We start from the raw sequence: 26,521 nt of genomic DNA, 5'->3' as shown, positions 1-26,521 counted from the left end.
ACTGCGGCAGCTACATCCGGCCGAACCGCGCCCGGATGACAGCGAAAACTCCGTAGCAAATCAGGCCAGCGGCGATGGCCACCAGGACGGCATCGCCAAAAGGGTGGTCTTGCAGGGCCTTGAGGCTGCCGTCCAACCCTGTCGACTCCGACGGTCGGTTGGTGACCGCCGCGACCACGAAAAGCAGGCCCACCAAGAGGAGCGCCGCCCCCTTCGTCACATGTCCCACGACCCCCATCGCGTCGATCACCGCACCGCGACGCGAGTCTTCGAAGTGCTGCAGCTCCGGCCGAAATGTCCTACGGAGCCCTTTCACCACGAAGTACCCTCCGATCCCCAGCACCGTTCCGCCCACCACAAGCACGGCGAATAGTCCAAGGGGGTACGCCGTGATGGTCCGGGTGAAATCCCTGGTGAACTCGCCGGAGTCGGGCCCGTCCCCCAGGGCAAACCTTCCCATGGTCACCGCCATGACCCCGTAGGTGACCGCCAGGGATCCCGACGAGACGGCTTTCTCCAGCCGCTTCCCCACGGCATTCCGGCGGTACCGAAGCGTGGCTTCGCTGAGCTGCCACAGGGCAAGTCCCCCACAGCCGAGCGAACACGCCCACATCGTCCAGGGACCCGCGGTCCCGGAAGCCAGCTGTTCCAGGGCCCCAGTGGGTTCGGCCTGGCCGGTTCCCCCGAATGCCACCTGCAACGCAATGACACCAATGAGAATGTGGACCACCGCCAGCACCGCGAACCCGAACCGGGCGAGAACGTCCAGTGCCACCCCGTCGGTGATCTTTTCGGCGGTATCCGCGATCCCGGACCCGGTGCTTTCCTCAGCAGCCACGCGTGCTCCCCCATTTTCCAGTCGCTCCACCCTATCCGCGTCGGTGAGCGGCGCGGAAAACGTCGGGGCGACCGGCGGACCGGGGTAGCCCCGGGCGTTGACGCTGCGTCAAGGTCAGGACAGTGAGAAGGCACCCTTTCCGGCCCTCTTCCGGGCGGCGAATGGGCGATGCTACAGTTCGAGGACGAAGCCAACGGCGGGCGTCCTGCACAGGAGCGCTATCTACCAGGTGGACCTGCACCTTGACCAACCCGCAGCTCTCTGGCACCGCCCACGTAGGAATCCCGGCCGGGCGAGTGACGATAGTTGCCCACCACGGGAGAGTTACTTTGAGTACCAACGACGATGAGCGTTTCCTGACCGCGGCGATTTCGCTGGCCGTTGACAATGTCACGAACGACGGCGGCCCCTTCGGCGCGCTGATTGTCACCGGTGACGGACGCACCTTTGACGGAGTCAACCGGGTCACGTCGAACAATGACCCGACCGCCCATGCCGAGGTCATGGCCATCCGGAACGCTTGCTCGGCGCTGGGAACCTTCGATCTGTCCGGAAGTACCCTTTACACCAGCTGTGAACCATGCCCGATGTGCCTGTCGGCGGCCCTCTGGGCGCGGGTGGGGACGGTCGTCTACGCGGCGGACCGATTCGATGCGGAACAGGCTGGCTTCGACGACGCAATTTTCTACAACTTCTTTGCCACTCCCGTGGAGGAACGATCAATGCCGGTGCGGCACTTCGTTCCGGCAACGGGATCATCGATTCCCGCAACGGCGCCGTTCGATGCGTGGCGGAGCCTCACCGCACGGGTGGACTACTGACCCGTGGGCTGCTGGTCATGATCGGCAGGGTGGTGTTTTATGCGGCGCGGCAGGGACTGAGCAGAAGACCCTAGTCCCAGCCGGTCGCGGACCCTATCCGCGCGTCTGCACCCGCGCGGGGCACCATAACGTGTCGTCAGGTCGATGGTGGGCGGGTTCTCATGTCTGTCTCATCCAAGGTCATTACGCTGGTTTTGGCGCAACACGGCGTATTACCGGAGCGGAGAGAAGCTATGAGTCGTTCCCTGGACAGGACCAGACCCACCGGGATGGATGAACCGGCCGATTCAGACGTCTCAGCCGATACTTCCCAGCCGACCGGCACGTCGCCGGACAATGCCTGGGTCCGCATCCGGCTCATCAAGTCGACGCTGATCCTTGCGATCCCCGTAGCCACCCTGAGTTTCCTTAGCGGTGTGCTTTGGCTCGCAATCCACCGGTCGACCCCCGAGAACTTCGACCGGATCCATTTCTGGTTCTACTTCTTCGATGTGGGCAGGGAAATCAACGTACCCACCTGGTTCAGTGCAGGGCTCTGGATTCTTACCGGGGTGGTGGCCGGGTACTTCGCGCGGAAAGCATCGAGATTCCGGAAGTCCTGGTGGCTGTTCGCCAGCGTCTGCGTCTTCTTCTCCGTCGACGAGACCCTTGAACTCCACGAGCGGCTGGATCTGATCGGTGGTCGCATCGCCCTGTTGCTGCCGTTCGAGGTGGGCTTCACCTGGGTGATTCCCGGGATCGTGATTGCCGCAGTGCTTGTCCTTCTCCTCCTTCGCCTCGTGCTGTCCCTCCCACCGGCCGTCTGTAACGGCATCATTGGTGCCGGCGTCACCTTCGTCGCCGGTGCCGTTGTTGTCGAAACCCTGGGCGGCTATTGGCTGGATGCGAACGGCATGACCTGGCACTTTTTCCTTCTGGTGCTTGTCGAGGAAACGCTGGAAATGGCCGGGGTGGCACTGTGCCTCGCCTCGCTCCTGCACCTGCTGGAGTACCGGCGGGTGGACGGTGGCACCGCCTACCGCATGGCGGAGCGCATCCCTGACCCGACCCGACCTCGGACACGCGCCGTCCGGGAGTGAGCTAGCCCGTGGTCTGCAGGTAATCCAGTTGGGCAGCCACCGAAGCCTCAGCGGCACGCCGCACCGAGCTGTCGACGTCGGCATAGACCAGGTCGGTGACTTGCTCCACCGATGCATCAGCCCCGACCGCCGTGAGGGCGGCACGGATCTGGTCCAGCCGCTCCCGCCGATGCAGCACATACGCCCGCGAGATCACTGCCAGGTCCGGGAGCATCGGTCCGTGACCGGGAAGCACCGCGGCAGGGCCCAACCCGGCGAGCCGCTCCAAGGAGGCCAGATAGGGACCAAGGCGCCCGTCGGGGTAGTCAATAATGGTGGTTCCCCGGCCCAGGATCGTGTCACCGGTGAGGACGGAACCGGCGTCGCCGTCGTCGGGCAGGAAAAAGCACACAGAGTCCGAGGTGTGGCCCGGAGTGGCAATCACCCGGAGCCGCACACCCGCGGCGAGGATCTCCTCGCCATCGGCCAGCGGAGGTCCACCATGGCAGTGCACGGGGTCCAGCGCCCGCACCGGCGCACCGGTCAACTGGTGAAAGCGTTCGCTCGACGCCGTGTGATCGTGGTGCCGGTGCGTGATCAGGACCAGTTCCACCCGACCGGTGCCGGCGAGCCCAGCCAGATGGTCGTCGTCCAACGGGCCTGGGTCCACCACCACGACGGGCCGCTCAGCCGGGTGATCTACCGCCGTCGCCGCGATGAGATAGGAATTGGTGCCCTCCAGGCTCATGGGGCCGGGGTTGGGCGCCAGCCGGTATCGGGTCTGTGGGCTGCTGGAAACCAGTCCGGAGGGTGTGGGGTTGGGCATGGGTCTACCCTAGCGAGGTGTTCCGTCCCCTGGCGGCCCGGTCGGATAGAGTGCGCAGCATGAGCAGTCCCTACCGCGGCACATTCGCAGTTCCACGACTGGCGGTCAGCGTCCTGATGGTGCGCGGGAAGGAGATCTTCATCCAGAACCGTTCGCACACCATGGATTTTGCCGCCGGTGCCGTGGTGTTTCCCGGTGGCCGGGTGGACGACGTCGACCGCGTCACCGCGCAGGCCAGGCCCGCGCCGTCGTCGCTCCTGTCAGCCCACGCCCGGTGCTGGGCGGAAACCAGTATCGCTGCCGATGGCAGCGGCGACCCGGCTGCCGGGGCGGGGGTGCTGTTGGCGGCCGCGGTCCGGGAAGTGTGGGAGGAAACCGGGGCCGTCTTGTCCCCCCAGGACCTGACGCCGTGGGCCAACTGGATCACGCCCGCCAGTTACGGCAAGCGTTTCGACACTTACTTTTACCTGGCCGTGCTCGCGCCCTCGCTAGTTCCCCAGCATCAGACCACTGAGGCGGATTCGTCCCACTGGTCGTCGGTGGAAAGCATTCTTGTGGGTGCTGCCGCGGGGACGCTGGAGCTGATGCGGCCCACCGAAGCGTTGCTGCAGGAGTTGGCCGACCTCCCCGGAAGCCTGTCACAGGCACTTGGGCCGATCCTGCGGGCGCCCCGCCGGATCACGCCGGTGGGAACGCTCTAACGCTGTCCATCGAGCGGTCCTACTCGGCAGTCCCACCAATGTCTGGCGTGCAGGCAGTACTCTCTGAGGAAGGTCGCCGTCTGAAACGGCGCTTTAATGGGGGAAATCAATGAACTGGATCCGCACACACCGGTGGTTCACGGGAGGGCTGGGTGCCGCCGTCGTCGGGCTGGCCCTGTTGGTCACCGCCGCGATGACCCAACCACCGGTGGAGTTTGGCTGGTTTGCGTATGCACCGCTGGCTGATGGGGTGTTTCTGCCGGGCCCCGCTGCCGGGGAAATTTTCGGTATCGGCCTGGCGTCGCTGGGACTCATCGTCATCGCCGGGTCGCTGGGATACCTTCGCGGGCGGCGGACGCCATGACCTCGATCACCCTCCGTCCAGTGGCCGTATGGCTCCTCGGCCTGTCGGCTGTGCTGATCCTCGGAGGTGTGTCGCTGCTGGTCGGTACCCACCCGATCACGCTGGCACTCCCGACGTCCGACGATGTTGCGGTGAGCATCGCGTACTCGTCAGACCTGGAGATAGCGTTCGACGGCGAATCGTGGGTAACTGATCAGCTCGCCGTGTGGAGCGGGGTGCTGCTGGTCGGAGGGCTCATGGTAAGCGCGGCGGCCGCCGGGCTTCGGTGGGGACGGACGGCATCCGGTCATGGGTGAGGTGAAACGTGCCCGGATGAATCAACCGTTAGCAGTCCTGCTGGTGGGGGTTGGCTTGTTGGTGGCCGGGTTGCTCCTTGCGGGCATGCCTGGCCTGATGGTGGCCGATGCTGCTCCACATCCAGGCAGTCTTGGCCACACTGCTGGTGGGCTGGCCCTCGGGCCGCTTGGCATTGCACTGCTCACCAGCGGGGTCGCACTTGGCGGGGGCGTGGTGGGCTATTTGTTCGGATCACGGCAGCGGACCGCTGAGGGGTAGGGTCCCCCGTGAGTTGGGGTGAGGTCAGACGTCGGGCCGCCGGCGGTGCTGACACCGGCGTCGCGATGAGCCCAGTCGAAAAAACGGGTGCAACGCTTCCCCTGACGCTGGGCGCTGTTGGCGCCGTTGCCGTTGGTGCAGTCATGCTGGCGCGGTCCCGCACGCGGACGGCCTGACCGCACCTGACGGCCTAACCAGGCGCCGCCCAGGAATGGGTCGGTGTCCCTCGGAACGCTGGGTCCTGCGGGGCGCGTCCGCTCATGCGCCATTTACGCAATTGCGCCGGGAAACTCAGATCAAATTCTCAGGAAACCGGAGTAGCCTCCAGATATAGCCGCGTGAGCTGAATCAGGGAGATAGACGATGAACCGTACCTGGCGAAACTGGGCACCAGCCGTAGCGATCACCGCCGTCGTCGGAGCGGGGGCTCTGGTTGTCCCCCTGACCGCAAACGCGGCCGTGGACCTCCCTGATCTCACTGCTGCCGAAGTCCTTGAACTTGCGGCCAGCACATCGGTTGACACACTCTCCGGCACCATCGAGCAAACCTCCGATCTTGGTCTCCCCGATCTGTCCCTTCTGGGTGGGGCCGGCGGCGGCGCGAACGGGGCCATGGGCGGCACCAGTCCTGCGCCCGGGTCCACAGCTGACGTCGACACCCCGTCAACGCCCGAGGCCTCAGTCCTGGAGTTGCTCACCGCCCCCCACACTGCCCGCATCTACCAGGCTGGCCCGTCGAAGGTCCGCATCCAGGTGCTCGACGACATGGCCGAGCGGAATGTGATCCTCAACGGCACCGACCTGTGGTTCTACGACTCCGAAGACAACGCGGCCGTCCACGCCTCGCTGCCTGACCGGACGCTCACCAGCGAGGACCTCGAATATCTCGAAGGCCTTCCGGACGTTCCGACTCCGGATGAGCTAGCTGCACAGTTCCTGGAGAAGGCGGACCCGACCACGAAGGTTTCGGTCGGACCGGACCGGTCGGTGGCAGGCCGTGCGGCATACCAACTGATCCTGACACCCAGCGCCAGTGACACCCTGATCGAGTCCATCACCGTAGACGTCGACGGCGAGACGGGCCTTGTGCTGGCGATTAGTGTCGCTGCGGCTGACAGTACCGCGCCGGCGTTCAGCGTGTCCTATACCGACATCAGCTTTGACTCCCCACCCGCCGGAATCTTCGATTTCACACCGCCGGCCGGGGCCACCGTCACCGAGGCTCCGGAACACACCACGGAAGGTCGTCACGGTGCCGCGGAATCCACCGCTGTGGCCCCCGTGAAAGACCCGGCGAAGAACCCGGCCGAACCCACGGTCACCGGCACCGGCTGGGGGTCAGTGCTGGAGTTCCCGGCAGAAAGTTTCCCGGCGGACGGCGGTGAGCTGACCACCATGATCGACCAGTTGGGTACTCCCGTCGAGGGCGGTCTCCTGCTACAAACCCGCCTACTGAACGTCCTGATCACCGACGACGGGAGGGTCCTGGTCGGGTCGGTTCCCGCCGACCGGCTCCAGGCAGTTGCCCACGGCGAGTGAGCGAACCAACGCTGATGGAGGGCCCGGTCGTTCAGACCCGGGGGCTCACCAAACGATTCGGTGGGCAGAACGTTCTGGACGGTATCGACCTGACCGTCCCGCGGGGCTCAGTCTTCGGTTTCCTCGGACCCAACGGGTCAGGAAAGACCACCACCATCCGCATCCTATTGGGCTTGGCCACTGCCACGTCGGGTGAGGTAGAGGTGCTGGGGCGCAGCATTCCCAAGCACCTCCCCGAGGTCCTCCCCCGGGTTGGGGCGCTGGTGGAGGGCCCTGGCTTCTACCCCTTCCTGTCGGGACGGGCCAACCTGCACCGTCTCGACGCAGCGGACCGCTTCGTTGACCCGTCGACCCGCCGCTCCCGGACCGACCGGGCCCTCGAACGAGTGGGGCTATCCCAGGCGGCGGACAAGAAGGTGGGGGCCTATTCGCTGGGGATGAAGCAGCGTCTCGGCATCGCCAATGCACTCCTGACCCACCGTGACCTCATTGTGCTCGATGAACCCACCAATGGTCTCGATCCACAGGGCACCCGCGAGGTACGCCACCTGGTGCACTCCCTAACCGCTGAGGGCACCACCGTCTTCGTGTCGAGTCATCTGCTGGCGGAGGTGGAACAGATTTGCTCGCATGTGGCGGTCCTCCGGGCGGGCCGGCTGGTCGCGCAGGGAGCACTCAGCGAACTGCGGGCCACCGGGCAGACCCGGGTTGAGGTTCTCACCCCCGACGTCGATAGCTGCCTCGCTGTCCTGAAGCGCCTGGGGTTGGCGCCGCAAAGATCGGCGCCGGTCCACTACACGCCGCACGCCGGAACTGAAGCAGTCAGCGCACCGCTCCCGGACCAGATGCCCCCACACACCATCGTTGCGGCCCTGGTTGCCGCGGAGGTGCGGGTGACAGGGTTCACCGTCGACCAGATGGGGCTCGAGGAACTCTTCGTGGCCCTCACCGGAGAGGGTTTTGATGTTGTCCAATGACACAGAAGTGCGCAGCACCGGGCGGGGACCGGCGTCCGGGTTAGTATTTCTGGCGTCGGAACTTTCCCTGCTCTTCCGCCGACGACGGACCTGGGCGCTGCTGCTTGCCCTCGCCGCAATTCCGGTTTTGATTGCCGTGGCGGTGCGGCTGACATCAGGTCCACCCAGCGGCCGTGGGCCCGCCTTCCTTGACCAGATCACCCAAAACGGGCTGTTCGTAGCGGTCGCGGCGATCACCGTCGCCATCCCTCTGTTCCTGCCGCTGACGGTGGGCGTGGTGGCGGGAGATACCGTCGCCGGCGAAGCCAGTACCGGCACCCTGCGCTACCTCCTGGTCGCGCCGGTGGGGCGCGGGCGGCTCTTGCTGGTGAAATTCGTGGGGACGGTGGTGTTCTGTCTCGCAGCAACCCTCGCCGTCGTTCTCGCGGGTACCCTCATCGGGGCAGCGCTCTTCCCGGTCGGTCCCGTGACCCTGCTCTCGGGGGACACCGTTGGTGTTGCAGAATCGCTCCTGCGGTCAGCCCTGATCTGCGCGTACGTCACGGTTTCCCTGACCGGATTGTGCGCCGTCGGACTGTTCATCTCCACGCTCACCGATGTGCCAGTGGGGGCGATGGCGGCGACGGTGGTGATCTCGGTTGTTTCCCAGGTGATGGGACAGCTTCCCCAGCTGGAATGGCTTCACCCTTGGCTTCTGAGCCAGTATTGGTTCGGATTTGCGGACCTGCTTCGGCAACCGATCGAATGGTCTTCCTTCGCTTCCAACGCCCTCCTCCAGTCGGGCTACGTGCTGGTCTTCGGTGCACTCGCCTACGGCCGGTTCACTACGCGTGACGTTCTCGCCTGAGCAACCCATGGCGCACGAAACCGCTCGGTCTCCTCAGCGAGGATGCCGGTGACCAGCTCGGGGGTCACCGTGTTCCCGGTGTCGCTCAGGAGCACCTTGTTGCGGATCTGCTGCCAGACCTGGGACCGCGAGATCTCCGCTGTTGCTGCGTCCTCCAGCTGACAGATGGAATCGCAACCTACTTGGATTCCTGATTCCACTCAGTGGAAAATGAGACAATCAGAGAAATGTTTCCACCTCGAGCGTCAAGCCTGCTGATGGAACCTCGAGAGCTGGGAGTGTTGCATGGCCGAGAAAGCGACTGGCGGCGGCGTACAGTCCGTGGAGCGGGTCTTCGAACTGCTCGAACTCATCACTGACGCCGGTGGCGAGGTATCCCTGAGCGAACTCTCGTCCTCCACGGACCTCCCACTGCCAACCATCCACCGCCTCCTGCGCACCCTGGTCTCCAAGGGGTATGCCCGCCAGCTCCCGAACCGCCGGTACGCGCTGGGCCCCCGACTCATCCGACTTGGTGAAGGGGCCAACAAACAGCTCGGCGCTCTGGCCCGGCCGCAACTGAAGCACCTCGTCGACAGCCTGGGAGAGACCTCCAACATGGCGGTCCTTGACTCGGATATGGTCATCTACATTGCCCAGGTGCCTTCACCGCACTCCATGCGCATGTTCACTGAGGTTGGCCGTCGCGCCCACACCCATGACACCGGCGTCGGGAAGGCAATCCTGGCGCAACTGAGCAACGACGCCGTCCGGAGCATCGTTGCCCGCGCCGGGATGCCGACCCCCACCGAGAAGAGCATCAAGACCATCGACGACCTGCTCAAGGAGTTGGACCTCATCCGCGAACGCGGCTACTCGATCGATGAGCAGGAGCAGGAACTCGGTGTCAGGTGTTTCGCGATGGCCGTGCCCAACGCCCCGACCCCGAGCGCCATCTCGGTGTCCGGACCGGTCTCCCGCGTTGATGAGCGTTTTGCCGAGAAGGCAGTGCCACTGCTGCGCGAAGCGGTCCGCTCCATTGCCGAAGAGCTCAACCTCACCTCCTGATCCGTATCGCGGCCCGCAGCCGCACAGTACCCGGGGAATCCGCCCGGGAGTATCATCCTCGGCATGGACCTTGAGGTGCACCCCGCAACGGCTGAACGTTTCGACGACGTCGCGTCCCTGCTCCGCCCGCGTCGTAAGGACGCAGCAGCCTGCTGGTGCCTCGCCTTCCGGCTGACCTCCGGCGAGTTCAACTCCCTGACTCCGGCACAGCAACCCGAGCGGTTGCGGGAACTTTGCCGTCACACCCCACCACCGGGGGTCATCGCCTATCTGGAGGACAAGCCCGTCGGCTGGTGCGGACTGGGTCCGCGGTCCGGGATGGAACGCCTGATGCGCTCCCGCACCATTCCGCTGGTGGACGAGGTTCCGGTGTGGAGCATCGTGTGCTTCGTGGTGAAAACTGGCCACCGCCGCCAGGGGATCGGGCACGCACTCCTGGCGGGGGTAATTGACTATGCCAGGGCCAGCGGCGCACCATCGCTGGAGGCCTACCCGGTCGATCCCGTGGGTGCGCGTATCAGCCCCACCCTTGCGTTCGTCGGCACCACCGGCATGTTCGAAAGCGCCGGGTTCCAGCGCATCCTCAAGACCGAGGCACGCAGCGGCGGTTTGCCGCGGTGGCTGATGCGCCTCGACCTGCGGTCGGCCATCGAAGGGGCAGGCTAACAACCCGGGCCGGTCCCCAAGGAGCTGGTCAACGATCAGGCAGAACGGGCAGCCCACCGGGTCGAGGTGGATCGGAGCCGTGGGTGTGAACCGCATGGTGCCTCCTGTCGTCGGAGGTTTTGGTGCAGATCCTCGCCGGTTTCCGCCCCCATCGGCTCTTCCCTCCGGGATGAAAGTAAGGTGAAGTATGGATGCCGTCGAAGCACTCAACGAAATTGCCTTCTGGCTCGAACGCGAGACCGCGCCCACGTTCAAGGTCAAGGCGTTCCGCAACGCAGCCGCCATCCTGATCGACCTCTCCCCCGACGAGCTTGCAGTCAGGGCCAAGGATGGCCGGCTCAAGCGGATGAAAGGCATCGGAGCCCGCACCTTCGAAGTGGTCTCCCAAGCCGTCGATGGGCAAGTTCCTGACTACCTCGCCGAACTCCGCGAGCACGCTGCCCAGCCCCTCGCGACGGGTGGCCAGGAGCTCCTGAAGGCGCTCCGCGGCGACCTGCACAGCCATAGCAACTGGTCCGACGGCGGCAGCCCCATCCCACTGATGGTGCAGGCCGCCCGCACGCTGGGCCACCAGTACCTGGCCCTGACCGACCACTCCCCCAACCTCACCATCGCCAATGGGTTGAGCGCCGGACGGCTCGTGGAGCAGTTGGAGGTGGTCGCGAAGATCAATGACGACGGCGGCGATGGCTTCACGCTCCTGGCCGGCATCGAGGTCGACATCCTCGAGGACGGCACCCTCGACCAGGCCCCCGAACTGCTCGGCCGGCTCGACGTCGTCGTCGCGAGTGTGCACTCCAAGCTCCGCGCGGACCGGGCCACGATGACCCGTCGGATGCTGGGCGGCGTTCGCCAGCCACAGACGAACATCCTGGGACACTGCACCGGCCGCCTGGTGCAGGGGGCGAGGGGGACGCGGCCACCGTCGGACTTTGACGCCGCCGCTGTCTTCGCCGCCTGCGTCGAGAACGACGTCGCGGTGGAGATCAACTCTCGGCCCGAGCGTCAGGATCCCCCCGATGACCTGATCCGGCTGGCCCTGGACGCGGGCTGCCTGTTCAGCATCGACAGCGACGCCCACGCACCGGGTCAGCTGGACTTCCTGCAGTATGGAGCTGAGCGGGCCGCCGCGAACGGCGTTCCGACCGACCGGATCATCACCACCTGGCCCAAAGACCAGTTGCTCAGCTGGCTGCAGGGCAGCTGAGGTGACCATGCCGCCCCAGACCAGACACGACAGCAGGGAACCGAAATGAATGCAGCACCGAACCCACCGGCCGCCGCGGTGGTGACGGGTGCCGGCTCAGGGATTGGTCGTGCCGTCACCCACCAGTTCCTGGCGGCGGGGTTCGACGTCGTCCTCGCGGGTAGGAGGCGGGAAGCGCTTGAGGCCACCGCCGGCGATCACCCTCGCGCCCACGTTGTCCCCACCGATGTGACCCAACCCGCCGACGTCGAGCGCTTGTTCGCGTTTGTGGGCAACGAACTGGGCTCCTTGGGCGTGCTCTTCAACAATGCAGGGGTGTTTGGGCCGGCCGGTGCGGTCGACGAAGTGTCGCCGGCGGACTGGGCGGACACGGTGGCGGTCAACCTCACCGGGGCGTTCCTGTGCGCTGCCGCTGCCGTCCGCCTGATGAAAAGCCAGCAGCCGCAAGGCGGACGCATCATCAACAACGGGTCGGTCTCCGCGCACTCGCCGCGTCCCCTCTCGGCCGCGTACACCACCACCAAACACGCGATCACCGGCCTGACGAAGTCGATCGAACTGGACGGACGGCCCTTCCGCATTACCTGCGGTCAGATCGACATCGGGAACGCCCACACGCAGCTCATGGAGACCATCGGCGTCAACGGCGGGGCCCTGCAAGCAGATGGATCCCGGCGCCCGGAACCGACATTTCCGGTAGAGGAAGCAGCCCGCGCGGTGCTCATGATGGCCCAACTGCCCTCATCGGCGTCAGTTGGCTCCCTGCTGATCACTGCCAGCGGCATGCCTTTCATCGGGCGAGGCTGATCCGGGCGGACGAGGAGCTCAGGTGTACCAGAACCAGTTCGGCGGGCTCCAGAACGACGGAACCTCGTGCCCGTTGAACCTGCCGCACACCGAGCAGGAGTAATTTACCGACGCCGCAAGTTGTTCGTTGGCCCCCGCTGGAATCCTGGCAGGAACGAAGTCCTCATAGATGAGGTACTCGTCTGTATCGCAGGCACTGCACCACGGCGAGCCTGGTTGAGGTCGTACGGATCGAAGATTGCCATCGAAATCACCACTCCAGCCAGCTGTTTGTGCAGCTTATTTTTTCAGTTTCCCTTGTGAGTGCCCCCACCCTAGTCCTGTCCCGCGAAACAGGGAAGGGAATCAATTAGCCGCCGCTAACATATTGAATTCGGTTGAAACTTCCACTGTGGGCAGTTCTTGGCACAATAGGAGAATGCATAACCGGATTCCACTTTTCACACCTGCCCTCGCCAGCGTCGAGGCCGCGACGCTCCGGCGTGCACTGACCGACCGTGAAGACGTCACCGTCTTTGTCGACGGCACCGCGATGAGGCTGCCCGCCGGGGCCCGGGACGCGGTGGTCGGTCTTCTGCGGCGACTGGCCGACGGTGACGCCGTCACCGTCAGCTCGGCCGTCGAAACCCTGACCACCTCCCAGGCCGCGGCCGCAGCCGGAATTTCACCTACCTACCTACGGAATCTCACTGACGCGGGTGTTATTCCAGTGGAATATCGCGGCACTCACCGGAGGATTAGGTCACAGGATGTGGCCACGTGGCTCGCCTCGCAAAAAAGGGAAGACAAAATCGATTCAGCCGATAAAGGGAAGATTGCAGAATAGTTCCGGCAATAGTTAGATTCGTGGCCGTCTGGCCCATTTTCTGGCTTTCAGCGCCAGGTGAAGTTCCAGTCGCACATGGCCGGTGAGTGGGTCGGCGCCAATAATGGCCCGGATCCGCGCCAGCCGGTTGTACACACTGCTGCGGTGCAGGTGGAGCTGCGAGGCAACGTCCTGGACGGAGCCATTCTTGTCATACAGCAGTTCCAGCACCGGCAGCAGCTCTGCGTTGCGGTCCTGCTCCTCGATCTCGGCGAAGTACACCGAATTGGCTGCCGTGACTTTCCAGCCGCCCGCGGCAAGGAACTGATAGCTGCCGGTGGCCCGGTAGTGGGTGACGGGGCCGAGTCCCTCGTCCACCGCCGATGCCTGGACGGCATGACGGGCCTGGCCGAACGCCTTCGGGAGGTCCCGCAGATCGAGGAACTGCTCGCTCAACCCCAGGAGCGCGACGCCGGCCCGGTCGCCCTCGCGTTTGGCGTGTTCGCTGTCATACCGCCGGAGGATATCGGTGTAACCCCCGCCCGCCAGGCCACCGGTGAGGAGAAGTACGGCGGCCACCGGGGTGCCGGCGCTGAACAGCACCGAACCAACCCCCACCGTGGCCTGGAGAGCGGCACTCCGGTGTGTGAGCATGCTCGCCTGCGGGTCGGCTGGTTCCGGGATGTCTTTCCGCGCGAACAGCACCGCAACCTGCCAGGGCGCCGTGTTGTGCAGCTCAGCCCACCCCGCAAGGTCGTCGGTGGCCGCTGAGGTTCCGTCGCAGGCGGCGAGAAAGATGCCCTCCCGCTTTCTGCGATGTTCAGACGCGGCGGTATTGCCCTCCAGGAGCAGCGTGGCGAGGTGGTCCAGATCCCCGCGCACCTTCGGGAGCTGCCGCAGGATGTCGTCGGGCAGCTCTTCGTTCGCCTCCTGCTGCACCCACAGGTAGCCCACCCGGAATCCCCGGACCAGCAGTGGAACGCACACCCGCCCGAGCATCCCCAGCGAGGGGTTGGCAGGGAGGACCACCGGGCGCACGGCCGATGAGATCCCGTGCTGCAATTGCCACTGGCTGACGTCGTCCGGCACCTTCTTGCTGAGCAGGAAGTTCACGCGCACCCGGTCGGCCGCCGACTGGTGGCTGCTGTAGGCCAGCAGCACACCGTCAAGATCTTCCAGCGACAGGCCCCGCCCCAGCCGCGACGCAATTGCCTCTACGGCTGAATCCACTCCGCCTGATTGCATCGCTCCATGCTACGGGTGACGCTCTCGGGACGACAATTGATGCGCAAAGGGTCGACAGTTGTCGACTTCGAGGTTACCGGGTCATGTGCTAGTGAACTGGGTCACAACCGCCCAATGGTCGCGCAGGCGCCGGATACGGCCGCCACGGGGCTCTCCGGCAGGAGGCTCGGCGATGCAGAACCATGCCCTGTCCCCTGTCCAGGGACCGGGCAGCGTCCGTAGGCTAGGGGCAGGTCCGACAGGGCCCCACCCGCACCATCGAAAGTGAACGGAGAATCCCGTGATCGTCGGCGTTCCAAAAGAAGTCAAGAACAACGAGTTCCGCGTAGCCATCACCGCTTCCGGGGTGCATGAGTTACGCACTACCGGTCACACTGTCCTGGTGGAGCAGGACGCAGGGGTGGGCTCAAACATCACCGACGACGAGTACGTGGCAGCGGGCGCCGAGATTGTCTCCTCAGCTGATGAACTGTGGTCCCGCTCGGACATGGTGCTCAAGGTCAAGGAGCCGATCGCCGAGGAATACCACCGGTTCCGCGACGGGCTGATCCTCTTCACCTACCTGCATCTTGCCGCCGAACCAGAACTAACCAGGGCCCTGCTGGATACCGGCGTCACCGCGATCGCCTATGAAACCGTGCAGGAGGGCCGCTCCCTTCCGCTCCTCGCCCCCATGTCCGAGGTTGCCGGCCGCCTGTCCGTCCAGGTGGGTGCGCAGGTGATGACTGCCCCTGCGGGTGGGCCGGGACTGCTTTTGGGCGGGGTTCCCGGGGTTCGTCCCGCGAAGGTAGTGGTACTCGGTGCCGGGGTTGCTGGAACGAATGCCGCCGCTATGGCCGTTGGAACGGGAGCCGAGGTCACCGTCCTGGACATCAACATCGGGCGGCTTCGCGAGCTCGATGCGCTTTATGCCGGACGGATCAAGACGATCGCGTCGAACGCGTTCGAGATTGAGCGGGCAGTCCTCGATGCTGACCTGGTGATTGGCTCGGTGCTGATTCCCGGAGCCAGGGCGCCCAAGCTGGTGACCAACCAGCTGGTTTCGCGGATGAAGCCGGGAAGCGTGCTGGTCGACATCGCCGTCGACCAGGGCGGTTGCTTTGAGGATTCCCACGTCACAACCCATCAGGATCCGACCTTCACCGTGCACAATTCGTTGTTCTACTGTGTCGGAAATATGCCCGGTGCGGTGCCCAACACCTCAACCTACGCGCTGACCAACGTTACGCTGCGCTATGCGGTGGCACTTGCCAACCGGGGCGTGCGCGGCGCCTTCGAAGCCGATGCCGCGCTGGCACAGGGACTGAACATTGCGGGGGGACAGGTGGCTCACCACTCAGTCTCCGAAGCGCATGGGCTAGCCCTGACTGCCGACTGGCGGGACCTGGTCTAGCTCATTCCTGGTGGGTGGCTTCAATGATCCGCAGGGCGGCGAGGCTGTCCTGCGGATCTACCGGCACCGGAGATCCGTGGAGCACCGCGGAGGCCATCAGCTCATAGAACGTGGGGTATTGACCCTTCTCGGTGCGCACCTTGGTGGCGTCGGCGTCGAAGCCGAGCAGCCCCCACGCCAGCTCATCCTCCACCCCAAACAAAGGGTCGGAGGGCAGCATCCCCGCGACGACTGACGGCTCCTGCACGTCCACTCCCCATTTGGAGTACGCCGACTGTGATCCGACCACCCTGAAGCGTGGCGCCGCCTGAGGCGCCAGCGCGTTCATCCACAGGTGGCTGATGGTCCCGTTGGTGTGGCGCAGGGCGAGGAAGGCGTCGTCGTCCGGGCCGCCGTCGCCCCGGTGGGCGGCGAGTTCCGCGTACTGCAGTTCCGCCGGGCCAAACAGTGCCAGTGCCTGGTCGATCAGGTGTGGCCCCAGATCGTAGAGAATCCCCCCGCCGTCGCTCGCTGGGGCACCCTTCCACGGTTTGGAGAGCACCGGTTTGAAGGATTCCATCCGGGATTCGAACCGGCGGATGCTGCCCAGCAGACCCTCATCGATCAGTTTTTGGACAGTCAGGAAATCCCCGTCCCAGCGTCGGTTCTGGAAGACTGTCAGGACGCTCCCGCGCGATCGGGCCAATTCGATCAACCGGACGCCGTCCGCGGCGTCAATCACAAAAGGTTTGTCGACGACGACGGCGAGGCCGGCGTTCAACGCCTCAGTCGCCAGGAGGGCATGGGTTCCGGGTGGTGTGCTGATCACCGCCAGCTCAAGTTCGCCGGCCCGGGCGAACGCCTCCTGCGCTGTCGACACCACCAGGACGCCCGGATACAGCACCTCGGCCTCAGCCTTCCTGGCGGGGTTGGACGTGACGATGACGTCAAGAGAGTAGTTCGGATCGGCGTGGATGAAAGGGGCGTGGAATGCGCGCCCTCCGAGACCGTAGCCGAACACTGCAGTGCGGATTGTCGTCATGCGCCCAGCATACTGGTCACCGCATGGGGGCTGCCGCCGAGGCGGGCCCCATGCGGGGGTGTTTCCTCAGGCCCAGAGACTGTCAGCCCAGGCAGCGTCGCGCAGGTAGTCACGGGCAGGGCCAACCTCCCACAGTTCCCCCCGTGAGGCGAGAACGCCCAGATCCCGCATGTCCTCGAGGGTGTCCGGCGAACATCCCAAGGCTTCGCTGAGTTCCCGTTCGTCTGTGGCCAAGATGACATCGTTGCTTGCCGCCATGGTGTTCAAATCCTTCCTCGGTAACCTTGGGTGGTTGGGTACTCATCGCGCCTAGTTCTGGTCGTAGGAAGAGACCTCCCGCTCGATGCTCCAGGAGCGGGCGTACAGACCGAGCACTCCCTCTTCGCGGGTGGTGAAACCCAGCCGGTTCAGGGTCGTATGCGCCTGGTAGACGGTGAGGTGTTGTGCGCTGCGGCTGACCCGCATCTTGTCGGCACGGTACAGGTAATTGTCGATTGCCCGAGCGTATCGGCGACGCCAGTTCTGTGCTGCCGACTCCGAGGCCGTCGCCGCCATCAGGCCGTGGAACGCGGGCACCCGGGCTGCAACCTGTGCCGACAACGCGTCCCTGACACCGCCCGCACGCGGCCCCAGGTCATTGGTGCACGTCCGTAGATGGCTGTCCCAGTAGAAGTCCCACGAGATGCGGCGGCGATCGGGCCACCCAGCCGACCGGGGACCCTTCATCATGGCGCGTGCCGAATCGAACAGGATCAGTGCCCCGAACGCTGAGCGGCTCTGCATCTTGGGGAAGCGTTTCGTGGCCCAGGCGGCGAGTTCCGAGGACAGCTCGAAGACTTCTTCGGCCAAGTGGAGCCCGTCGACACCCCCGTATTTCACCAGCTCGGCTTCGAGCCGCGGCTCGACGTCGATGGCTGCGACCTGCGAGGGAAGGGTTCCGGCGGGGCGGGAAAAGTGCTGGCGAACCCTCAGCTCAGATAGGACGCCGGCTGGGCCGGGCCCCGGGTGGCTGCGCAGTGGCCCATTGTCCGGTGCGTGGTTCACGCGGCCATCGGTACCCGCGGGCCTGCCATGCTGCAGTGCGGTGAGGAAGGACTGAAGTTGCGCGGTGACCGCGGGGCAGGCAAGGACGTGAAACTTCACCTGGGCACCGGCTGGTTCCTCACAGCGTGTGAAGAACCAGCGACTGGCACCCAGTTTTTGAGCCTGCGCCGCCAGTGGGGTAACCAGGTCTCCAATGATGCCGTCCGCTACATCGAAGCCACCGGTAAAAACGGAAAGGTGCCACCATTGAGCGCTGTCTGCTGTTCGTGAGGCGATGCGAACTGCTGTCAGCTGGCTCATGGCCCTTTCCTTCCGGATATATGGTCACCGCCACTGGGGCGAGTCTGTTGTGCTGTCGCGCCGATCAGATCCGGCGTGAACAGCGAGCTATTTGGGCCACTCCCAGTTGCTGGCCACCACGGTTTTGGGCCATTCCCAGTTGGCTGCGACGACCGTCTTCGGCCATTCCCAGTTGGCCGCACTCAGTGTTGGGCTTGCGGGCGCGACGACGCCGATGATGACAAGAAGTCCAGCTGCGGTCCCGATAATCTTCTTCACGAGATTCCCCTCCGAGTGGCTGCAAATGGTGCTGAACCGGCAAGGTGTAGCCGGTATCCCTACAATGCGGCGATCGCTCCGTCCCTGTCCAGCCGGATAACCACCCTGTTCCGGACATGGCCTAAAGCGGACTGGACGCGGTCTGGAGGCTTTGGCCTGCCGTCTCCGAAGGCTCCTGGAAACCGGCTCCGACATGGGAATCCGTTACATTTCACCGGTTTTCACGACAGCACGGAGCAATGATGTCATTAAGTGGACATGGCATGATTTACCCGGGTCATTTTTGGGTAAATGAGCCGGCATGGACGACAAATCGTTCGACGGTGAAACGTGTCTGTAGGCTACAGACAGGCGTGCCGCCATGCCGGGGAGGAAAGTTCATGCTTGACGGAATATGCCTGGAACTCTATCGCTACGCCGTCGCCCATCCGGGATGGACACGGCAGCAAGTTTCCGAGGCCCTCGGCTACACCCTGCGGGACATCGACGCAGCCATGGAGCAACTGACCCAGCGCAAGCTGCTCAGTGTCCACGCCTCGGACCCCGACGCCTACGTCGCGGTTTCACCTGATGTTGCGCTGGCTGACCTGGTGGACGCGGACGAGCGCCTGGTACAGGACCTCAGAAGCAGGATCAGCACCAAACGCCGGGAGCTATCCGGTTTGGTCCCGCTCTATCTGGAAGCCCGCAAGGAAGTGATTTCCAGCGCTTCGGTGGAGGTCCTGGAAGATCCGCATCTGATCCAGCGCGTCCTCATCGAGTACGGTCGAGACGTTTCGGAGCAGGTCCTGATGGCCGTTCCGGGCCAGGGCGCCAATGCGGACTTCCAGGAGGAGAACGTCCGGAAAGATCTCGACCTGCTGAAGCAGGGGGTAAGCCGGAGAAATCTCTACGATCTCAGTACCCGCGACCACATGCCGACCCGCAAGGCCGTCAAGCTGATCGCGGCAGCGGGTGGCCAGTTCAGGACACTCCCCTCCGTCCCTTTCCGGATGCTGATCTTCGACCGGAAGCTGGCTGTCGTGGCACGCCAGCTGAACAGCACTGACAAGGCGGCGATGATGATCCGGGATCCCAGCCTGGTCAGTGTTTTCATCAAGGTGTTCAATTCGACCTGGGAGTTCGCTGACCCGTTTGTGGCCGAGGAAGCAACCACCTCGGCGCTCAGTGGAACCCAGCAGGCCATCATCGTAGGACTGGCTGCCGGGTATTCGGACGAAGTCATTGCCCGACGGTTGGATCTCAGTGTGCGGACCTGTCGACGGCACATCGCGTGGATGCTCGAAACGCTCAAGGCCGACAGCCGCTTCCAGGCTGGGGCCAAAGCAAGGGACGCGGGCTGGATCTAAGGCAACACTCGTTGCTCATTGGTTAACCGCTGGCTTAGACTACGTGAGTGAACTCACAGGCAAAACTTGATCCGTCGTCCCTGCCCGCCGAAACCGAGGCGGCGCTCGTTCGTGCAGTCGACTCGGCTCACCGCCACGAGGCGTTGTTCTCCGATCGGGCTGCCAACATCAAGCAGTCGGCGGTGCGGGATGTCTTCGACATTTCCATCCGGCCGGGCCTGGTATCGCTTGCCGGAGGCAGCCCTTACCTGCGGTCCCTGCCACTGCAGGAGCTGGGCAACACGGCCCAGCGGATCATCGCCGAGCAGGGCCTCGAAGCCCTGCAGTACGGCGGCGGGCAGGGGATGGAGAAACTCCGCCAACAGATCTGCGAGGTCATGGCCGCGGAGGGGATCACTGGTGCTGACCCCGACGACGTGGTCATCACTACCGGATCGCAGTCGGCGCAAGACGTCGCCGCCAAGGTCTTCTGCAATCCCGGCGACGTCATCCTCTGCGAGGATCCCACCTACGTGGGTGCGCTGAACACCTTCGAGGCGTACCAGGTGGACGTCCAGGCGGTCGCGATGGACGACGACGGGCTGGTCCCCGAGGAACTGCAGAAACGGATTGCCGAGCTCCAGGCCGAGGGCCGCAAAATCAAGGCGCTTTACACGATCCCCAGCTTCAACAACCCCAGTGGCATCACCCTCGCGGCAGACCGCCGGCAGGTCATTGTCGACATCTGTACCGCCAACAACATCCTGATCCTGGAAGACAATCCCTACGGGATGTTGCGCTTTGACGGGAAACCGTTGACTCCCCTGCGGGAGGGAAACCCTGACGACGTCATCTACCTGGGGTCCTTCTCCAAGATTTTCGCGCCGGGTGTTCGGCTGGGATGGGCGCTGGTGCCCAAGCATTTGCACCGACGTTTCTATCTGGCCTGCGAGGCAGTCGTGTTGTGCCCGTCTCCCCTGACCCAGATGCTGGTCTCGGCCTACCTCAGCGACTACGACTGGCTGGGACACCTGGAAAACACGCGGGCGCTCTACAGCGAGCGGTGCTCCACGATGCTGGCCGCCCTGGAGCAGCACCTGCCCGAATCGGTGACGTGGACCCGCCCGGACGGTGGATTCTTCATCTGGGTCACCCTCCCCGAGGGCATCGACACCTACCCACTGCTCTACAAGGCGATCGATGCAGGAGTGGTGTTTATCCCCGGTGCCGCGTTCACGCCCTCCGATGAGCCGTCCAACAAGCTGCGGCTCGCCTTCAGCGCCGTTTCCAGCGAGGACATCGTCACGGGGATCGACAGGCTTGCCCCGATCCTGCAGGAAGCAATCGAGGCGAACCGTGCGTAAACGGAAGCTAGCGGTCCCGGGAACGCAGGCGATCCAGGACCACCGAGACGGCCAACAACAGGACGGCAAGAATCAGCAGCCGGACAACAAAATTCAGTTCGGGGAAGAGGAACTGCAGCAGGGTTGACCCAAGGAAGGCTGCCAGCAGCATCGGCAGCAACCGCTTCAGGTAGGAGCCGGTGGATGTCGGGGCGCTGGCGCGGTCGTGGTCGGGGCGCCGACTCGGTCTGGGATTATTTGTCATCAGGGTTTCCAGCCTAGGTGACAAAACGTCAGTCGAGCAGCAATGCGGGCTCCTCCAGGATGGATGCGACGTCGGCCATGAACCGCGCGCTGAGATCGCCGTCGACCACCCGATGGTCGAATGACCCGCCCAGCGTGGTGATCCACCGCGGGATGACCTCGCCGTCGAGCACCCAGGGTTTCTGTTTGATCGTCCCGAACGCCACGATGGCAACCTCGCCGGGATTGATGATCGGCGTCCCGGTGTCGATGCCGAGGGCTCCGATGTTCGTGACCGTCAGTGACCCACCCTGCATCTGCGCCGGCTGGGTTTTCCCCGCCCGGGCCGTAGTGGCCAGCTCGTTGAGCGCCACGGCGAGCTCCTTCAGGGTCAGATCCTGGGCGTCCTTGATGTTCGGGACCATCAGACCCCGGGGGGTCGCGGCGGCAATGCCCAGGTTCATGAAGTGCTTGACCAGGATTTCGTCACCAGCCCAGGTGGCGTTGACCGACGGGTTGCGGGCGGCGGCCCAGATCACCGCCTTGCAGAGAATGAGGAGGGGCGAGACCTTGATGCCCTCGAAGTCGCGTGATGCCTTGAGCCGTTTCACGAATTCCATGGTGCGGGAAGCGTCGACATCCACGAAGATACTGACGTGGGGTGCCGAGAAGGCGCTCTCCACCATTGCTTTCGCTGTTGCCTTGCGGACCCCCTTCACCGGCAGCCGTTCGATCCGCTGGTCCTGTGGTTTCTGCGGCGCACCCCAGAACGTGTTGGCACCATCCTGTTCGGCGTCGCGCTGCGCCTGATAGCTCAGGAGGTCACGCTTGGTCACCTCGCCGGAGCGCCCGGTCCCCTCAACATCGGCAAGATTGATGCCCAGGTCACGGGCGGCCTTCCGGACCGGCGGTTTGGCGAGGACCCGCGGGGTCGGGCCCACTTCGGCAGCTGGCGCGGTCGACGCCCGCTGAGGTGCCGCAGCAGGTTCGGTTGCGGGCCGTCGCGACCTCCGCTTCACCGAGTCGGCCTTCGGGCCGGTTCCGACGAGCGGGCCAGCAGCAGGTGCTTCCCGGGAGTCCAGGGGCTCGTCGGCGGTCGACGGGTTGGTGGCCGGCGGGGTGGCGAGCTCACCGGGCATCTGGGGCGCTGGGACGTCGTCGTCACCGTCGGCGACGGAGATGATCGGCGTGCCGACCTCAATGGTCTCCCCCTCGGCGACGAGCAATTCGGCGACGACGCCGGCGTAGGGAGACGAGAGCTCAACCAGTGACTTGGCGGTCTCGATCTCCACAATGATGTCGTTGACCGCAACTACAGTGCCGGTCCGGACCACCCAGCGCACAATCTCCGCTTCGGTGAGACCCTCTCCGACGTCGGGGAGGTTGAATGTGTTCAGTGTCATGGGGTTCCTCTAGTAGGCCAGGGCTCGGTCGAGGGATTCGAGGATGCGGTCGATATCCGGAAGGTAGTGATCTTCCATCCGGGCGACCGGGTAGGGCAGGTGGAATCCACCCACGCGCATGACGGGAGCCTGCAGCGACAGGAAGGCCCGTTCCGACACCCGTGCGGCCAGCTCACCGCCGATTCCCCCGAAGGTAGGTGCCTCATGAGCGATGATCAATCGTCCGGTCTTCTGCACCGACGCAGTCACGGTGTCGAAGTCCATGGGAGAGACCGACCGGAGGTCAATGACCTCGACACTGGTGCCGTCCTCGGCGGCAGCGTTCGCGGCCGCAAGGGCAACCGGTACGAGTGGTCCGTACGCCACCAGGGTGGCGTCAGTGCCTGCGCGGAGCACGTGGGCGGTGAACGGATTGCCCGGGGGTGTGGTGAGATCGACCTCGCCCTTCAGCCAGTAACGCCGTTTGGGCTCGAAAACGATGACGGGGTCGTCACAGTCGATGGCCTGCTGGATCATCCAGTAGGCATCCTGAGGGTTGGAGGGGGTGATGATGCGCAGCCCGGCCGTATGGGCGAACAACGCTTCAGGGGATTCGGAGTGGTGCTCGACGCTTCCGATGCCACCCCCATACGGGATCCTGATCACGACCGGAACCCGCAGCATTCCGTCGCTGCGGGCGTGCATCTTCGCCAGCTGGGTGGTGATCTGGTTGAAGCCGGGAAAGACGAACCCGTCGAACTGGATCTCACAGACTGGCCGGTAACCTCGCAGGGCCAAGCCGATGGCCGTCCCGATAATGCCTGACTCGCCGAGCGGTGTGTCGACAACGCGGTCGGCGCCGAATTCCGCCTTCAGCCCCTCGGTGACCCGATAGACACCGCCGAGCGCGCCGATGTCCTCACCCATCAGCAAGGTGGCGGGTGAGTCCTTCAGCGCGGCTCGGAGGCCCGCATTGATCGCCTTGGCGATGGTCATCACCGGCATCTATTTGCCCCCTTCGTCCGCCGGTACAAAACCGGCCTCATAATCCTGCCACTGCCGCAGCTCCTCCTGGACCAGCGGATGGGGCTCGGCATAGGCGGTGCCGAACCGGTGACTCAGATCCGGGGCCTCCATCGCCAGCACAGCCTTCCGGAGCCGGCCCGCCTGCTCCGTCGCCTCCCCTTCCAGGTCGGTGAAGAAGGAATCTGGGATCCCGGTGGCCCTGAGGTGGCTCTCCAGCCTGCGCAGCGGATCGCGGGGCGCCCAGGACTCCTCCTCAGCGGAGGCCCGGTACTTGGTGGGGTCATCGGCGGTGGTGTGGGCGCTCATGCGATAGGTGAAGGCCTCGATCAGCACCGGGCCGTTGCCGCGCCGGGCATGGTCCAGCGCCCACGCGGTGACAGCGTTGACGGCCAGGATGTCGTTGCCGTCGACGCGGATACCCGGAAAGCCGTAACCCGCCGCCCGCTCGGAGAGGGGTACCCGGGTCTGGACCTCCGAAGGCACCGAAATGGCCCAGTGGTTGTTCTGGCAGAAGAACACCACCGGCGCGTTGAATGAGGCAGCGAACACCATTGCCTCGTGGACGTCGCCTTCCGAGCTGGCACCGTCGCCGAAGTAGGCGACCGTCGCTGCTGCCTCGGCGCCCGGGTCGGTGGCGCGGTCACGCTGGATGCCCATCGCGTAGCCGACCGCGTGGAGGGTCTGCGCGGCAAGGACCAGGGTGTAGAGCTGGAAGTTGTGTTCCCGCGGGTCCCAACCTCCATTGGTGGTCCCCCGGAAGAGACGCAGGATGTCGGGGAGGTCAACCCCCCGGGTCAGGGCGACGCCGTGTTCCCGGTAGGTGGGGAAAGCGTAGTCTGCGGCTTGCATCGCCCGCCCGGACCCAATCTGGGCGGCCTCCTGGCCGGTGAGGGGCACCCAGAGGGCGAGCTGCCCCTGACGCTGCAGGGCTGTGGACTCCTGGTCAAAACGCCGGATCAGGAACATGTCCCGATACAGACTGGGGTAGATTTCCGGGTGCGGGGCGAAGTCGCTGAAACGATCATCCGGGACGAGGTGCCCGTCCTCGGTGAGCAACTGGACCATCGCCGGCTGATCCCGCCGGGATCCGGTCACTGCCCCCGGGGCCCGCCCGGGCTCAAGCCCGGCGGCTGTTGATCGCGCAACGTCCATATGTGCTCCCTCAGCGTCTTTATATACCTCAAATGGAATGTTTCCGGGCACATGCCATCCTGCGCATGTACCTCGTCCACCCTAGCGACGTGATCGTGCGCAACCCATTTATGACGTTCTACGAAACCCCTGGGCCGAACGGATAGGTGGCACACAGCTGGAGGAAGCGGGTGTTTGCCTCCGGCTCGCCGATGCTCACCCGGGCGCCTTCGGCGCCGAAGGCCCGCACCGAAAGCGCCTGCTGCTCCGCCAGCGCCCCAAATCCGGCGGTATTCTCCCCCAGGGCGAGCCAGACGAAGTTCCCCTCAGCGTTCGGGACCGTCCACCCCAGTGAACGTAGGCCGTCGACGACCCGCGTACGTTCATCGACAATTCCCTGCACGCGGTCCTTGACCTCGTCGAAGTGCTCGAGGGAGGTGACCGCTGCCTGTTCGGCGATCTGGGACACCGCGAACGGCACGGCACTGACCCTCAGGTGCTGGGTCAGCTCTGGCTGCGAGACGGAGTAGCCCACGCGCAGACCGGCAAGGCCGTGTGCCTTCGAGAAGGTGCGCAAAACCACCACGTTCTGATACTCCCGGTACATCGCCAGCCCGTCCACGGCCTCCGGATCGCGGACAAACTCCTGGTAAGCCTCATCGATGACCACAACGATGTGTCCGGGCACCCGACGCAGGAAGTCGCTCACGTCGGCCTGCAAGAGGGCCGGCCCGGTGGGATTATTGGGGGTGCAAAGCAGGATTACCCGCGTCCGGTCGGTGATTGCCGCCAGCATCGCGTCGAGGTCGTGGGTGCTGTCCTGCCGCAGCGGGATCTGGACCCCGACTGCCCCGGCCAGGCCCACGCAGATGGGGTAGGCCTCAAAGGACCGCCAGGGGTAAATCACTTCGTCAGCGGCGTCGTAGTCATTCTGCCCGGCGAAGGTGGCGAGGATCTGGTTGAGTGCCCCCAGGCTGCCGGCGCCCGTCACGATGTCCTCGGCGGGAACCGAGAGGAATTCGGCAAGTGCGGTGCGCAGGGCCGTCGTCATCGGGTCCGGATACCGGTTGATGTGGGTCTGGGAGGCAATGGTCGCCAACACCGAGGGCAGAGGCGGCAGCGGGTTTTCGTTGGAGGACAGTTTGTAGCTCTGCAGGCCCTCCACCACAACGGGTGGCTTGCCGGCGGCGTACCGGGGGAGGCGTCCCAGCACACTGCGGGGATGGACGGAAAGTTCCTGTGCCCCGGCGTCGTCGCCCTGGCGCTCTGGTGTTGTCATGGTCCCAGCTTATCGCTGGGCTTGCATCACGCCGTATGACAGCATGGGGTGATGCTGAAGTTCGTTGTCCGGATTCTGATCAATGCGCTGGCACTTTTTGTCGCGGCCTGGCTCCTCCCGGGGATTGCGGTCGGTTCCACGACCGCCGGTGAAGACACCACGGCGGTAGTCCTTTCCTACCTGTTTGTCGGCCTGGTGTTCGGAATCGTGAATGCACTCGTGCGTCCGATCGTCGCCCTCCTGTCCCTGCCCCTCACCATCCTCACCCTGGGTCTGTTTACCATCGTGATCAACGCTGGCATGCTGATGCTCACGGCGTGGCTGACCTCCTTCACGCCGATCCAGTTCTCGGTTGATGACTTCTTCTGGTCTGCCATCCTCGGGTCGCTCATCATCAGCGTGGTATCGATGGTCGCCGGATCACTCACGGGAACACGGCGGTAGGCGCCAGGGCTCCGCTTACCCCTCAG

The 26,521-nt window shown here is 64.8% G+C and carries 31 protein-coding genes and 1 pseudogene; 19 read left to right on the top strand and 13 right to left on the bottom strand.

Translation table 11 applies throughout. The features are described 5' to 3' along the window. Positions 1 to 10: 10 nt before the first annotated feature. Positions 11 to 838, bottom strand: coding sequence for a DUF1206 domain-containing protein (locus tag H4V95_RS00715; protein ID WP_209728161.1), 828 nt, complete (start codon positions 836 to 838; stop codon positions 11 to 13). A gap of 329 nt (positions 839 to 1,167) precedes the next feature. Here H4V95_RS00715 and H4V95_RS00710 point away from each other — a divergent pair, with 329 nt between their 5' ends. Further along, positions 1,168 to 1,659, top strand: a complete 492-nt coding sequence (locus tag H4V95_RS00710; protein ID WP_245345508.1) for a nucleoside deaminase — start codon at positions 1,168 to 1,170, stop codon at positions 1,657 to 1,659. Positions 1,660 to 1,892: 233 nt separating this feature from the next. Beyond that, positions 1,893 to 2,738, top strand: coding sequence for a hypothetical protein (locus H4V95_RS00705; RefSeq protein ID WP_196866974.1), 846 nt, complete (start codon positions 1,893 to 1,895; stop codon positions 2,736 to 2,738). Position 2,739: 1 nt separating this feature from the next. On the opposite strand, the gene H4V95_RS00700 is transcribed toward H4V95_RS00705, so the two are convergent. Further along, on the bottom strand, positions 2,740 to 3,543 hold the full coding sequence (locus H4V95_RS00700) for an MBL fold metallo-hydrolase (RefSeq protein ID WP_196866975.1): 804 nt from the start codon (positions 3,541 to 3,543) through the stop codon (positions 2,740 to 2,742). A gap of 59 nt (positions 3,544 to 3,602) precedes the next feature. On the opposite strand from H4V95_RS00700, the gene H4V95_RS00695 reads away from it, so the two are divergent. The 8 genes from H4V95_RS00695 (at position 3,603) to H4V95_RS00660 (ending at position 8,526) form a co-directional block, all read left to right on the top strand. Next, the gene (locus H4V95_RS00695; RefSeq protein WP_196866976.1) at positions 3,603 to 4,244 is read left to right on the top strand and encodes an NUDIX domain-containing protein; all 642 of its coding nucleotides are present in this window, start codon (positions 3,603 to 3,605) and stop codon (positions 4,242 to 4,244) included. Positions 4,245 to 4,353: 109 nt separating this feature from the next. Beyond that, positions 4,354 to 4,608, top strand: a complete 255-nt coding sequence (locus H4V95_RS00690; RefSeq protein ID WP_209728159.1) for a hypothetical protein — start codon at positions 4,354 to 4,356, stop codon at positions 4,606 to 4,608. Further along, positions 4,605 to 4,904 carry a hypothetical protein gene (locus tag H4V95_RS00685; protein ID WP_209728157.1) on the top strand — a complete coding sequence of 100 codons (300 nt, stop codon included), beginning with the start codon at positions 4,605 to 4,607 and terminating at the stop codon, positions 4,902 to 4,904. The genes H4V95_RS00690 and H4V95_RS00685 overlap by 4 nt, the downstream gene beginning before the upstream one ends. A gap of 16 nt (positions 4,905 to 4,920) precedes the next feature. Beyond that, positions 4,921 to 5,163, top strand: a complete 243-nt coding sequence (locus H4V95_RS00680) for a hypothetical protein (RefSeq protein ID WP_209728155.1) — start codon at positions 4,921 to 4,923, stop codon at positions 5,161 to 5,163. Between the two features lie 8 nt (positions 5,164 to 5,171). Next, positions 5,172 to 5,339, top strand: a complete 168-nt coding sequence (locus H4V95_RS00675; protein WP_196866980.1) for a hypothetical protein — start codon at positions 5,172 to 5,174, stop codon at positions 5,337 to 5,339. Positions 5,340 to 5,526: 187 nt separating this feature from the next. Beyond that, complete coding sequence (locus H4V95_RS00670; RefSeq protein WP_196866981.1) at positions 5,527 to 6,702, top strand: DUF2092 domain-containing protein; 1,176 nt, start codon at positions 5,527 to 5,529, stop codon at positions 6,700 to 6,702. A 14-nt stretch (positions 6,703 to 6,716) separates the two neighbouring features. Continuing rightward, positions 6,717 to 7,679: an ABC transporter ATP-binding protein gene (locus tag H4V95_RS00665; RefSeq protein ID WP_196867045.1), complete on the top strand. Its 963-nt coding sequence runs from the start codon at positions 6,717 to 6,719 to the stop codon at positions 7,677 to 7,679. Further along, entirely contained in the window at positions 7,666 to 8,526 is an 861-nt protein-coding gene (locus H4V95_RS00660) for an ABC transporter permease (protein WP_245345507.1), read from the top strand. Before H4V95_RS00665 ends, H4V95_RS00660 begins: the two co-directional genes overlap by 14 nt. 14 nt (positions 8,527 to 8,540) lie before the next feature. Here H4V95_RS00660 and H4V95_RS00655 read toward each other — a convergent pair. Beyond that, a pseudogene (locus tag H4V95_RS00655) lies at positions 8,541 to 8,726 on the bottom strand (hypothetical protein); the annotation flags it as partial. Positions 8,727 to 8,811: 85 nt separating this feature from the next. Here H4V95_RS00655 and H4V95_RS00650 point away from each other — a divergent pair. The 5 genes from H4V95_RS00650 (at position 8,812) to H4V95_RS00630 (ending at position 13,079) form a co-directional block, all read left to right on the top strand. Then, positions 8,812 to 9,573, top strand: coding sequence for an IclR family transcriptional regulator (locus H4V95_RS00650; protein WP_196866983.1), 762 nt, complete (start codon positions 8,812 to 8,814; stop codon positions 9,571 to 9,573). A gap of 63 nt (positions 9,574 to 9,636) precedes the next feature. Further along, positions 9,637 to 10,239: a GNAT family N-acetyltransferase gene (locus tag H4V95_RS00645; RefSeq protein WP_196866984.1), complete on the top strand. Its 603-nt coding sequence runs from the start codon at positions 9,637 to 9,639 to the stop codon at positions 10,237 to 10,239. A gap of 187 nt (positions 10,240 to 10,426) precedes the next feature. Further along, positions 10,427 to 11,446, top strand: coding sequence for a PHP domain-containing protein (locus tag H4V95_RS00640; RefSeq protein ID WP_196866985.1), 1,020 nt, complete (start codon positions 10,427 to 10,429; stop codon positions 11,444 to 11,446). Positions 11,447 to 11,491: 45 nt separating this feature from the next. Next, on the top strand, positions 11,492 to 12,253 hold the full coding sequence (locus tag H4V95_RS00635) for an SDR family oxidoreductase (RefSeq protein WP_196866986.1): 762 nt from the start codon (positions 11,492 to 11,494) through the stop codon (positions 12,251 to 12,253). 418 nt (positions 12,254 to 12,671) lie between these two features. Further along, a complete protein-coding gene (locus H4V95_RS00630) occupies positions 12,672 to 13,079 on the top strand; it encodes a helix-turn-helix domain-containing protein (protein WP_196866987.1) in 408 nt (135 codons plus the stop codon). 12 nt (positions 13,080 to 13,091) lie between these two features. On the opposite strand, the gene H4V95_RS00625 is transcribed toward H4V95_RS00630, so the two are convergent. After that, positions 13,092 to 14,303: a CdaR family transcriptional regulator gene (locus H4V95_RS00625; RefSeq protein ID WP_196866988.1), complete on the bottom strand. Its 1,212-nt coding sequence runs from the start codon at positions 14,301 to 14,303 to the stop codon at positions 13,092 to 13,094. Between the two features lie 280 nt (positions 14,304 to 14,583). Here H4V95_RS00625 and ald point away from each other — a divergent pair, with 280 nt between their 5' ends. After that, positions 14,584 to 15,696, top strand: coding sequence for an alanine dehydrogenase (ald, locus tag H4V95_RS00620; RefSeq protein ID WP_196866989.1), 1,113 nt, complete (start codon positions 14,584 to 14,586; stop codon positions 15,694 to 15,696). 1 nt (position 15,697) lies between these two features. Here the strand turns inward: ald and H4V95_RS00615 are convergent, their stop codons facing one another. From H4V95_RS00615 to H4V95_RS00600, 4 genes are all read right to left on the bottom strand, one after another. Then, positions 15,698 to 16,717, bottom strand: a complete 1,020-nt coding sequence (locus H4V95_RS00615; protein WP_196866990.1) for a Gfo/Idh/MocA family oxidoreductase — start codon at positions 16,715 to 16,717, stop codon at positions 15,698 to 15,700. Positions 16,718 to 16,783: 66 nt separating this feature from the next. Further along, complete coding sequence (locus tag H4V95_RS00610; protein ID WP_171584765.1) at positions 16,784 to 16,975, bottom strand: hypothetical protein; 192 nt, start codon at positions 16,973 to 16,975, stop codon at positions 16,784 to 16,786. Between the two features lie 51 nt (positions 16,976 to 17,026). Then, the gene (locus H4V95_RS00605) at positions 17,027 to 18,061 is read right to left on the bottom strand and encodes a lantibiotic dehydratase C-terminal domain-containing protein (protein ID WP_209728152.1); all 1,035 of its coding nucleotides are present in this window, start codon (positions 18,059 to 18,061) and stop codon (positions 17,027 to 17,029) included. Positions 18,062 to 18,148: 87 nt separating this feature from the next. Next, the gene (locus H4V95_RS00600) at positions 18,149 to 18,319 is read right to left on the bottom strand and encodes a hypothetical protein (RefSeq protein ID WP_209728150.1); all 171 of its coding nucleotides are present in this window, start codon (positions 18,317 to 18,319) and stop codon (positions 18,149 to 18,151) included. A gap of 380 nt (positions 18,320 to 18,699) precedes the next feature. Here H4V95_RS00600 and H4V95_RS00595 point away from each other — a divergent pair, with 380 nt between their 5' ends. Beyond that, the gene (locus tag H4V95_RS00595) at positions 18,700 to 19,668 is read left to right on the top strand and encodes a helix-turn-helix transcriptional regulator (protein WP_196866993.1); all 969 of its coding nucleotides are present in this window, start codon (positions 18,700 to 18,702) and stop codon (positions 19,666 to 19,668) included. A 47-nt stretch (positions 19,669 to 19,715) separates the two neighbouring features. After that, positions 19,716 to 21,011 carry a PLP-dependent aminotransferase family protein gene (locus H4V95_RS00590; RefSeq protein WP_312883892.1) on the top strand — a complete coding sequence of 432 codons (1,296 nt, stop codon included), beginning with the start codon at positions 19,716 to 19,718 and terminating at the stop codon, positions 21,009 to 21,011. Between the two features lie 7 nt (positions 21,012 to 21,018). Here H4V95_RS00590 and H4V95_RS00585 read toward each other — a convergent pair whose 3' ends face one another. The 5 genes from H4V95_RS00585 to H4V95_RS00565 all read right to left on the bottom strand — a co-directional run bounded on the left by H4V95_RS00585 (position 21,019) and on the right by H4V95_RS00565 (position 26,051). After that, positions 21,019 to 21,255, bottom strand: a complete 237-nt coding sequence (locus tag H4V95_RS00585; protein ID WP_196866994.1) for a hypothetical protein — start codon at positions 21,253 to 21,255, stop codon at positions 21,019 to 21,021. A gap of 28 nt (positions 21,256 to 21,283) precedes the next feature. Next, a complete protein-coding gene (locus tag H4V95_RS00580; RefSeq protein ID WP_196866995.1) occupies positions 21,284 to 22,636 on the bottom strand; it encodes a dihydrolipoamide acetyltransferase family protein in 1,353 nt (450 codons plus the stop codon). Between the two features lie 9 nt (positions 22,637 to 22,645). Next, on the bottom strand, positions 22,646 to 23,620 hold the full coding sequence (locus H4V95_RS00575; protein ID WP_196866996.1) for an alpha-ketoacid dehydrogenase subunit beta: 975 nt from the start codon (positions 23,618 to 23,620) through the stop codon (positions 22,646 to 22,648). Then, complete coding sequence (locus tag H4V95_RS00570) at positions 23,621 to 24,793, bottom strand: thiamine pyrophosphate-dependent dehydrogenase E1 component subunit alpha (protein ID WP_196866997.1); 1,173 nt, start codon at positions 24,791 to 24,793, stop codon at positions 23,621 to 23,623. A gap of 118 nt (positions 24,794 to 24,911) precedes the next feature. Next, a complete protein-coding gene (locus H4V95_RS00565; RefSeq protein ID WP_196866998.1) occupies positions 24,912 to 26,051 on the bottom strand; it encodes a histidinol-phosphate transaminase in 1,140 nt (379 codons plus the stop codon). Between the two features lie 51 nt (positions 26,052 to 26,102). Here H4V95_RS00565 and H4V95_RS00560 point away from each other — a divergent pair, with 51 nt between their 5' ends. Beyond that, positions 26,103 to 26,495 (top strand): phage holin family protein, encoded by a 393-nt coding sequence (locus H4V95_RS00560; RefSeq protein ID WP_196866999.1) that lies wholly within the window; start codon positions 26,103 to 26,105, stop codon positions 26,493 to 26,495. Positions 26,496 to 26,521: the final 26 nt, after the last annotated feature.

The sequence above is a fragment of the Arthrobacter sp. CAN_C5 genome, assembly GCF_017875735.1.
In the GTDB taxonomy this organism is placed as follows: domain Bacteria; phylum Actinomycetota; class Actinomycetes; order Actinomycetales; family Micrococcaceae; genus Arthrobacter_D.
This window is presented reverse-complemented; position numbering and strand designations above follow the sequence as displayed.

What these genes read in the sequence shown, in the direction of transcription:
- H4V95_RS00705 (WP_196866974.1), top strand. Translation starts at nt 1,893, where the DNA reads ATGAGTCGTTCCCTGGACAGGACCAGACCCACCGGGATGGATGAACCG.
- H4V95_RS00700 (WP_196866975.1), bottom strand. Translation starts at nt 3,543, where the DNA reads ATGCCCAACCCCACACCCTCCGGACTGGTTTCCAGCAGCCCACAGACC.
- H4V95_RS00695 (WP_196866976.1), top strand. Translation starts at nt 3,603, where the DNA reads ATGAGCAGTCCCTACCGCGGCACATTCGCAGTTCCACGACTGGCGGTC.
- H4V95_RS00690 (WP_209728159.1), top strand. Translation starts at nt 4,354, where the DNA reads ATGAACTGGATCCGCACACACCGGTGGTTCACGGGAGGGCTGGGTGCC.
- H4V95_RS00685 (WP_209728157.1), top strand. Translation starts at nt 4,605, where the DNA reads ATGACCTCGATCACCCTCCGTCCAGTGGCCGTATGGCTCCTCGGCCTG.
- H4V95_RS00680 (WP_209728155.1), top strand. Translation starts at nt 4,921, where the DNA reads ATGAATCAACCGTTAGCAGTCCTGCTGGTGGGGGTTGGCTTGTTGGTG.
- H4V95_RS00670 (WP_196866981.1), top strand. Translation starts at nt 5,527, where the DNA reads ATGAACCGTACCTGGCGAAACTGGGCACCAGCCGTAGCGATCACCGCC.
- H4V95_RS00665 (WP_196867045.1), top strand. Translation starts at nt 6,717, where the DNA reads ATGGAGGGCCCGGTCGTTCAGACCCGGGGGCTCACCAAACGATTCGGT.
- H4V95_RS00660 (WP_245345507.1), top strand. Translation starts at nt 7,666, where the DNA reads ATGTTGTCCAATGACACAGAAGTGCGCAGCACCGGGCGGGGACCGGCG.
- H4V95_RS00650 (WP_196866983.1), top strand. Translation starts at nt 8,812, where the DNA reads ATGGCCGAGAAAGCGACTGGCGGCGGCGTACAGTCCGTGGAGCGGGTC.
- H4V95_RS00645 (WP_196866984.1), top strand. Translation starts at nt 9,637, where the DNA reads ATGGACCTTGAGGTGCACCCCGCAACGGCTGAACGTTTCGACGACGTC.
- H4V95_RS00640 (WP_196866985.1), top strand. Translation starts at nt 10,427, where the DNA reads ATGGATGCCGTCGAAGCACTCAACGAAATTGCCTTCTGGCTCGAACGC.
- H4V95_RS00635 (WP_196866986.1), top strand. Translation starts at nt 11,492, where the DNA reads ATGAATGCAGCACCGAACCCACCGGCCGCCGCGGTGGTGACGGGTGCC.
- H4V95_RS00630 (WP_196866987.1), top strand. Translation starts at nt 12,672, where the DNA reads ATGCATAACCGGATTCCACTTTTCACACCTGCCCTCGCCAGCGTCGAG.
- H4V95_RS00625 (WP_196866988.1), bottom strand. Translation starts at nt 14,303, where the DNA reads ATGCAATCAGGCGGAGTGGATTCAGCCGTAGAGGCAATTGCGTCGCGG.
- H4V95_RS00615 (WP_196866990.1), bottom strand. Translation starts at nt 16,717, where the DNA reads ATGACGACAATCCGCACTGCAGTGTTCGGCTACGGTCTCGGAGGGCGC.
- H4V95_RS00610 (WP_171584765.1), bottom strand. Translation starts at nt 16,975, where the DNA reads ATGGCGGCAAGCAACGATGTCATCTTGGCCACAGACGAACGGGAACTC.
- H4V95_RS00605 (WP_209728152.1), bottom strand. Translation starts at nt 18,061, where the DNA reads ATGAGCCAGCTGACAGCAGTTCGCATCGCCTCACGAACAGCAGACAGC.
- H4V95_RS00595 (WP_196866993.1), top strand. Translation starts at nt 18,700, where the DNA reads ATGCTTGACGGAATATGCCTGGAACTCTATCGCTACGCCGTCGCCCAT.
- H4V95_RS00585 (WP_196866994.1), bottom strand. Translation starts at nt 21,255, where the DNA reads ATGACAAATAATCCCAGACCGAGTCGGCGCCCCGACCACGACCGCGCC.
- H4V95_RS00580 (WP_196866995.1), bottom strand. Translation starts at nt 22,636, where the DNA reads ATGACACTGAACACATTCAACCTCCCCGACGTCGGAGAGGGTCTCACC.
- H4V95_RS00575 (WP_196866996.1), bottom strand. Translation starts at nt 23,620, where the DNA reads ATGCCGGTGATGACCATCGCCAAGGCGATCAATGCGGGCCTCCGAGCC.
- H4V95_RS00570 (WP_196866997.1), bottom strand. Translation starts at nt 24,793, where the DNA reads ATGGACGTTGCGCGATCAACAGCCGCCGGGCTTGAGCCCGGGCGGGCC.
- H4V95_RS00565 (WP_196866998.1), bottom strand. Translation starts at nt 26,051, where the DNA reads ATGACAACACCAGAGCGCCAGGGCGACGACGCCGGGGCACAGGAACTT.
- H4V95_RS00560 (WP_196866999.1), top strand. Translation starts at nt 26,103, where the DNA reads ATGCTGAAGTTCGTTGTCCGGATTCTGATCAATGCGCTGGCACTTTTT.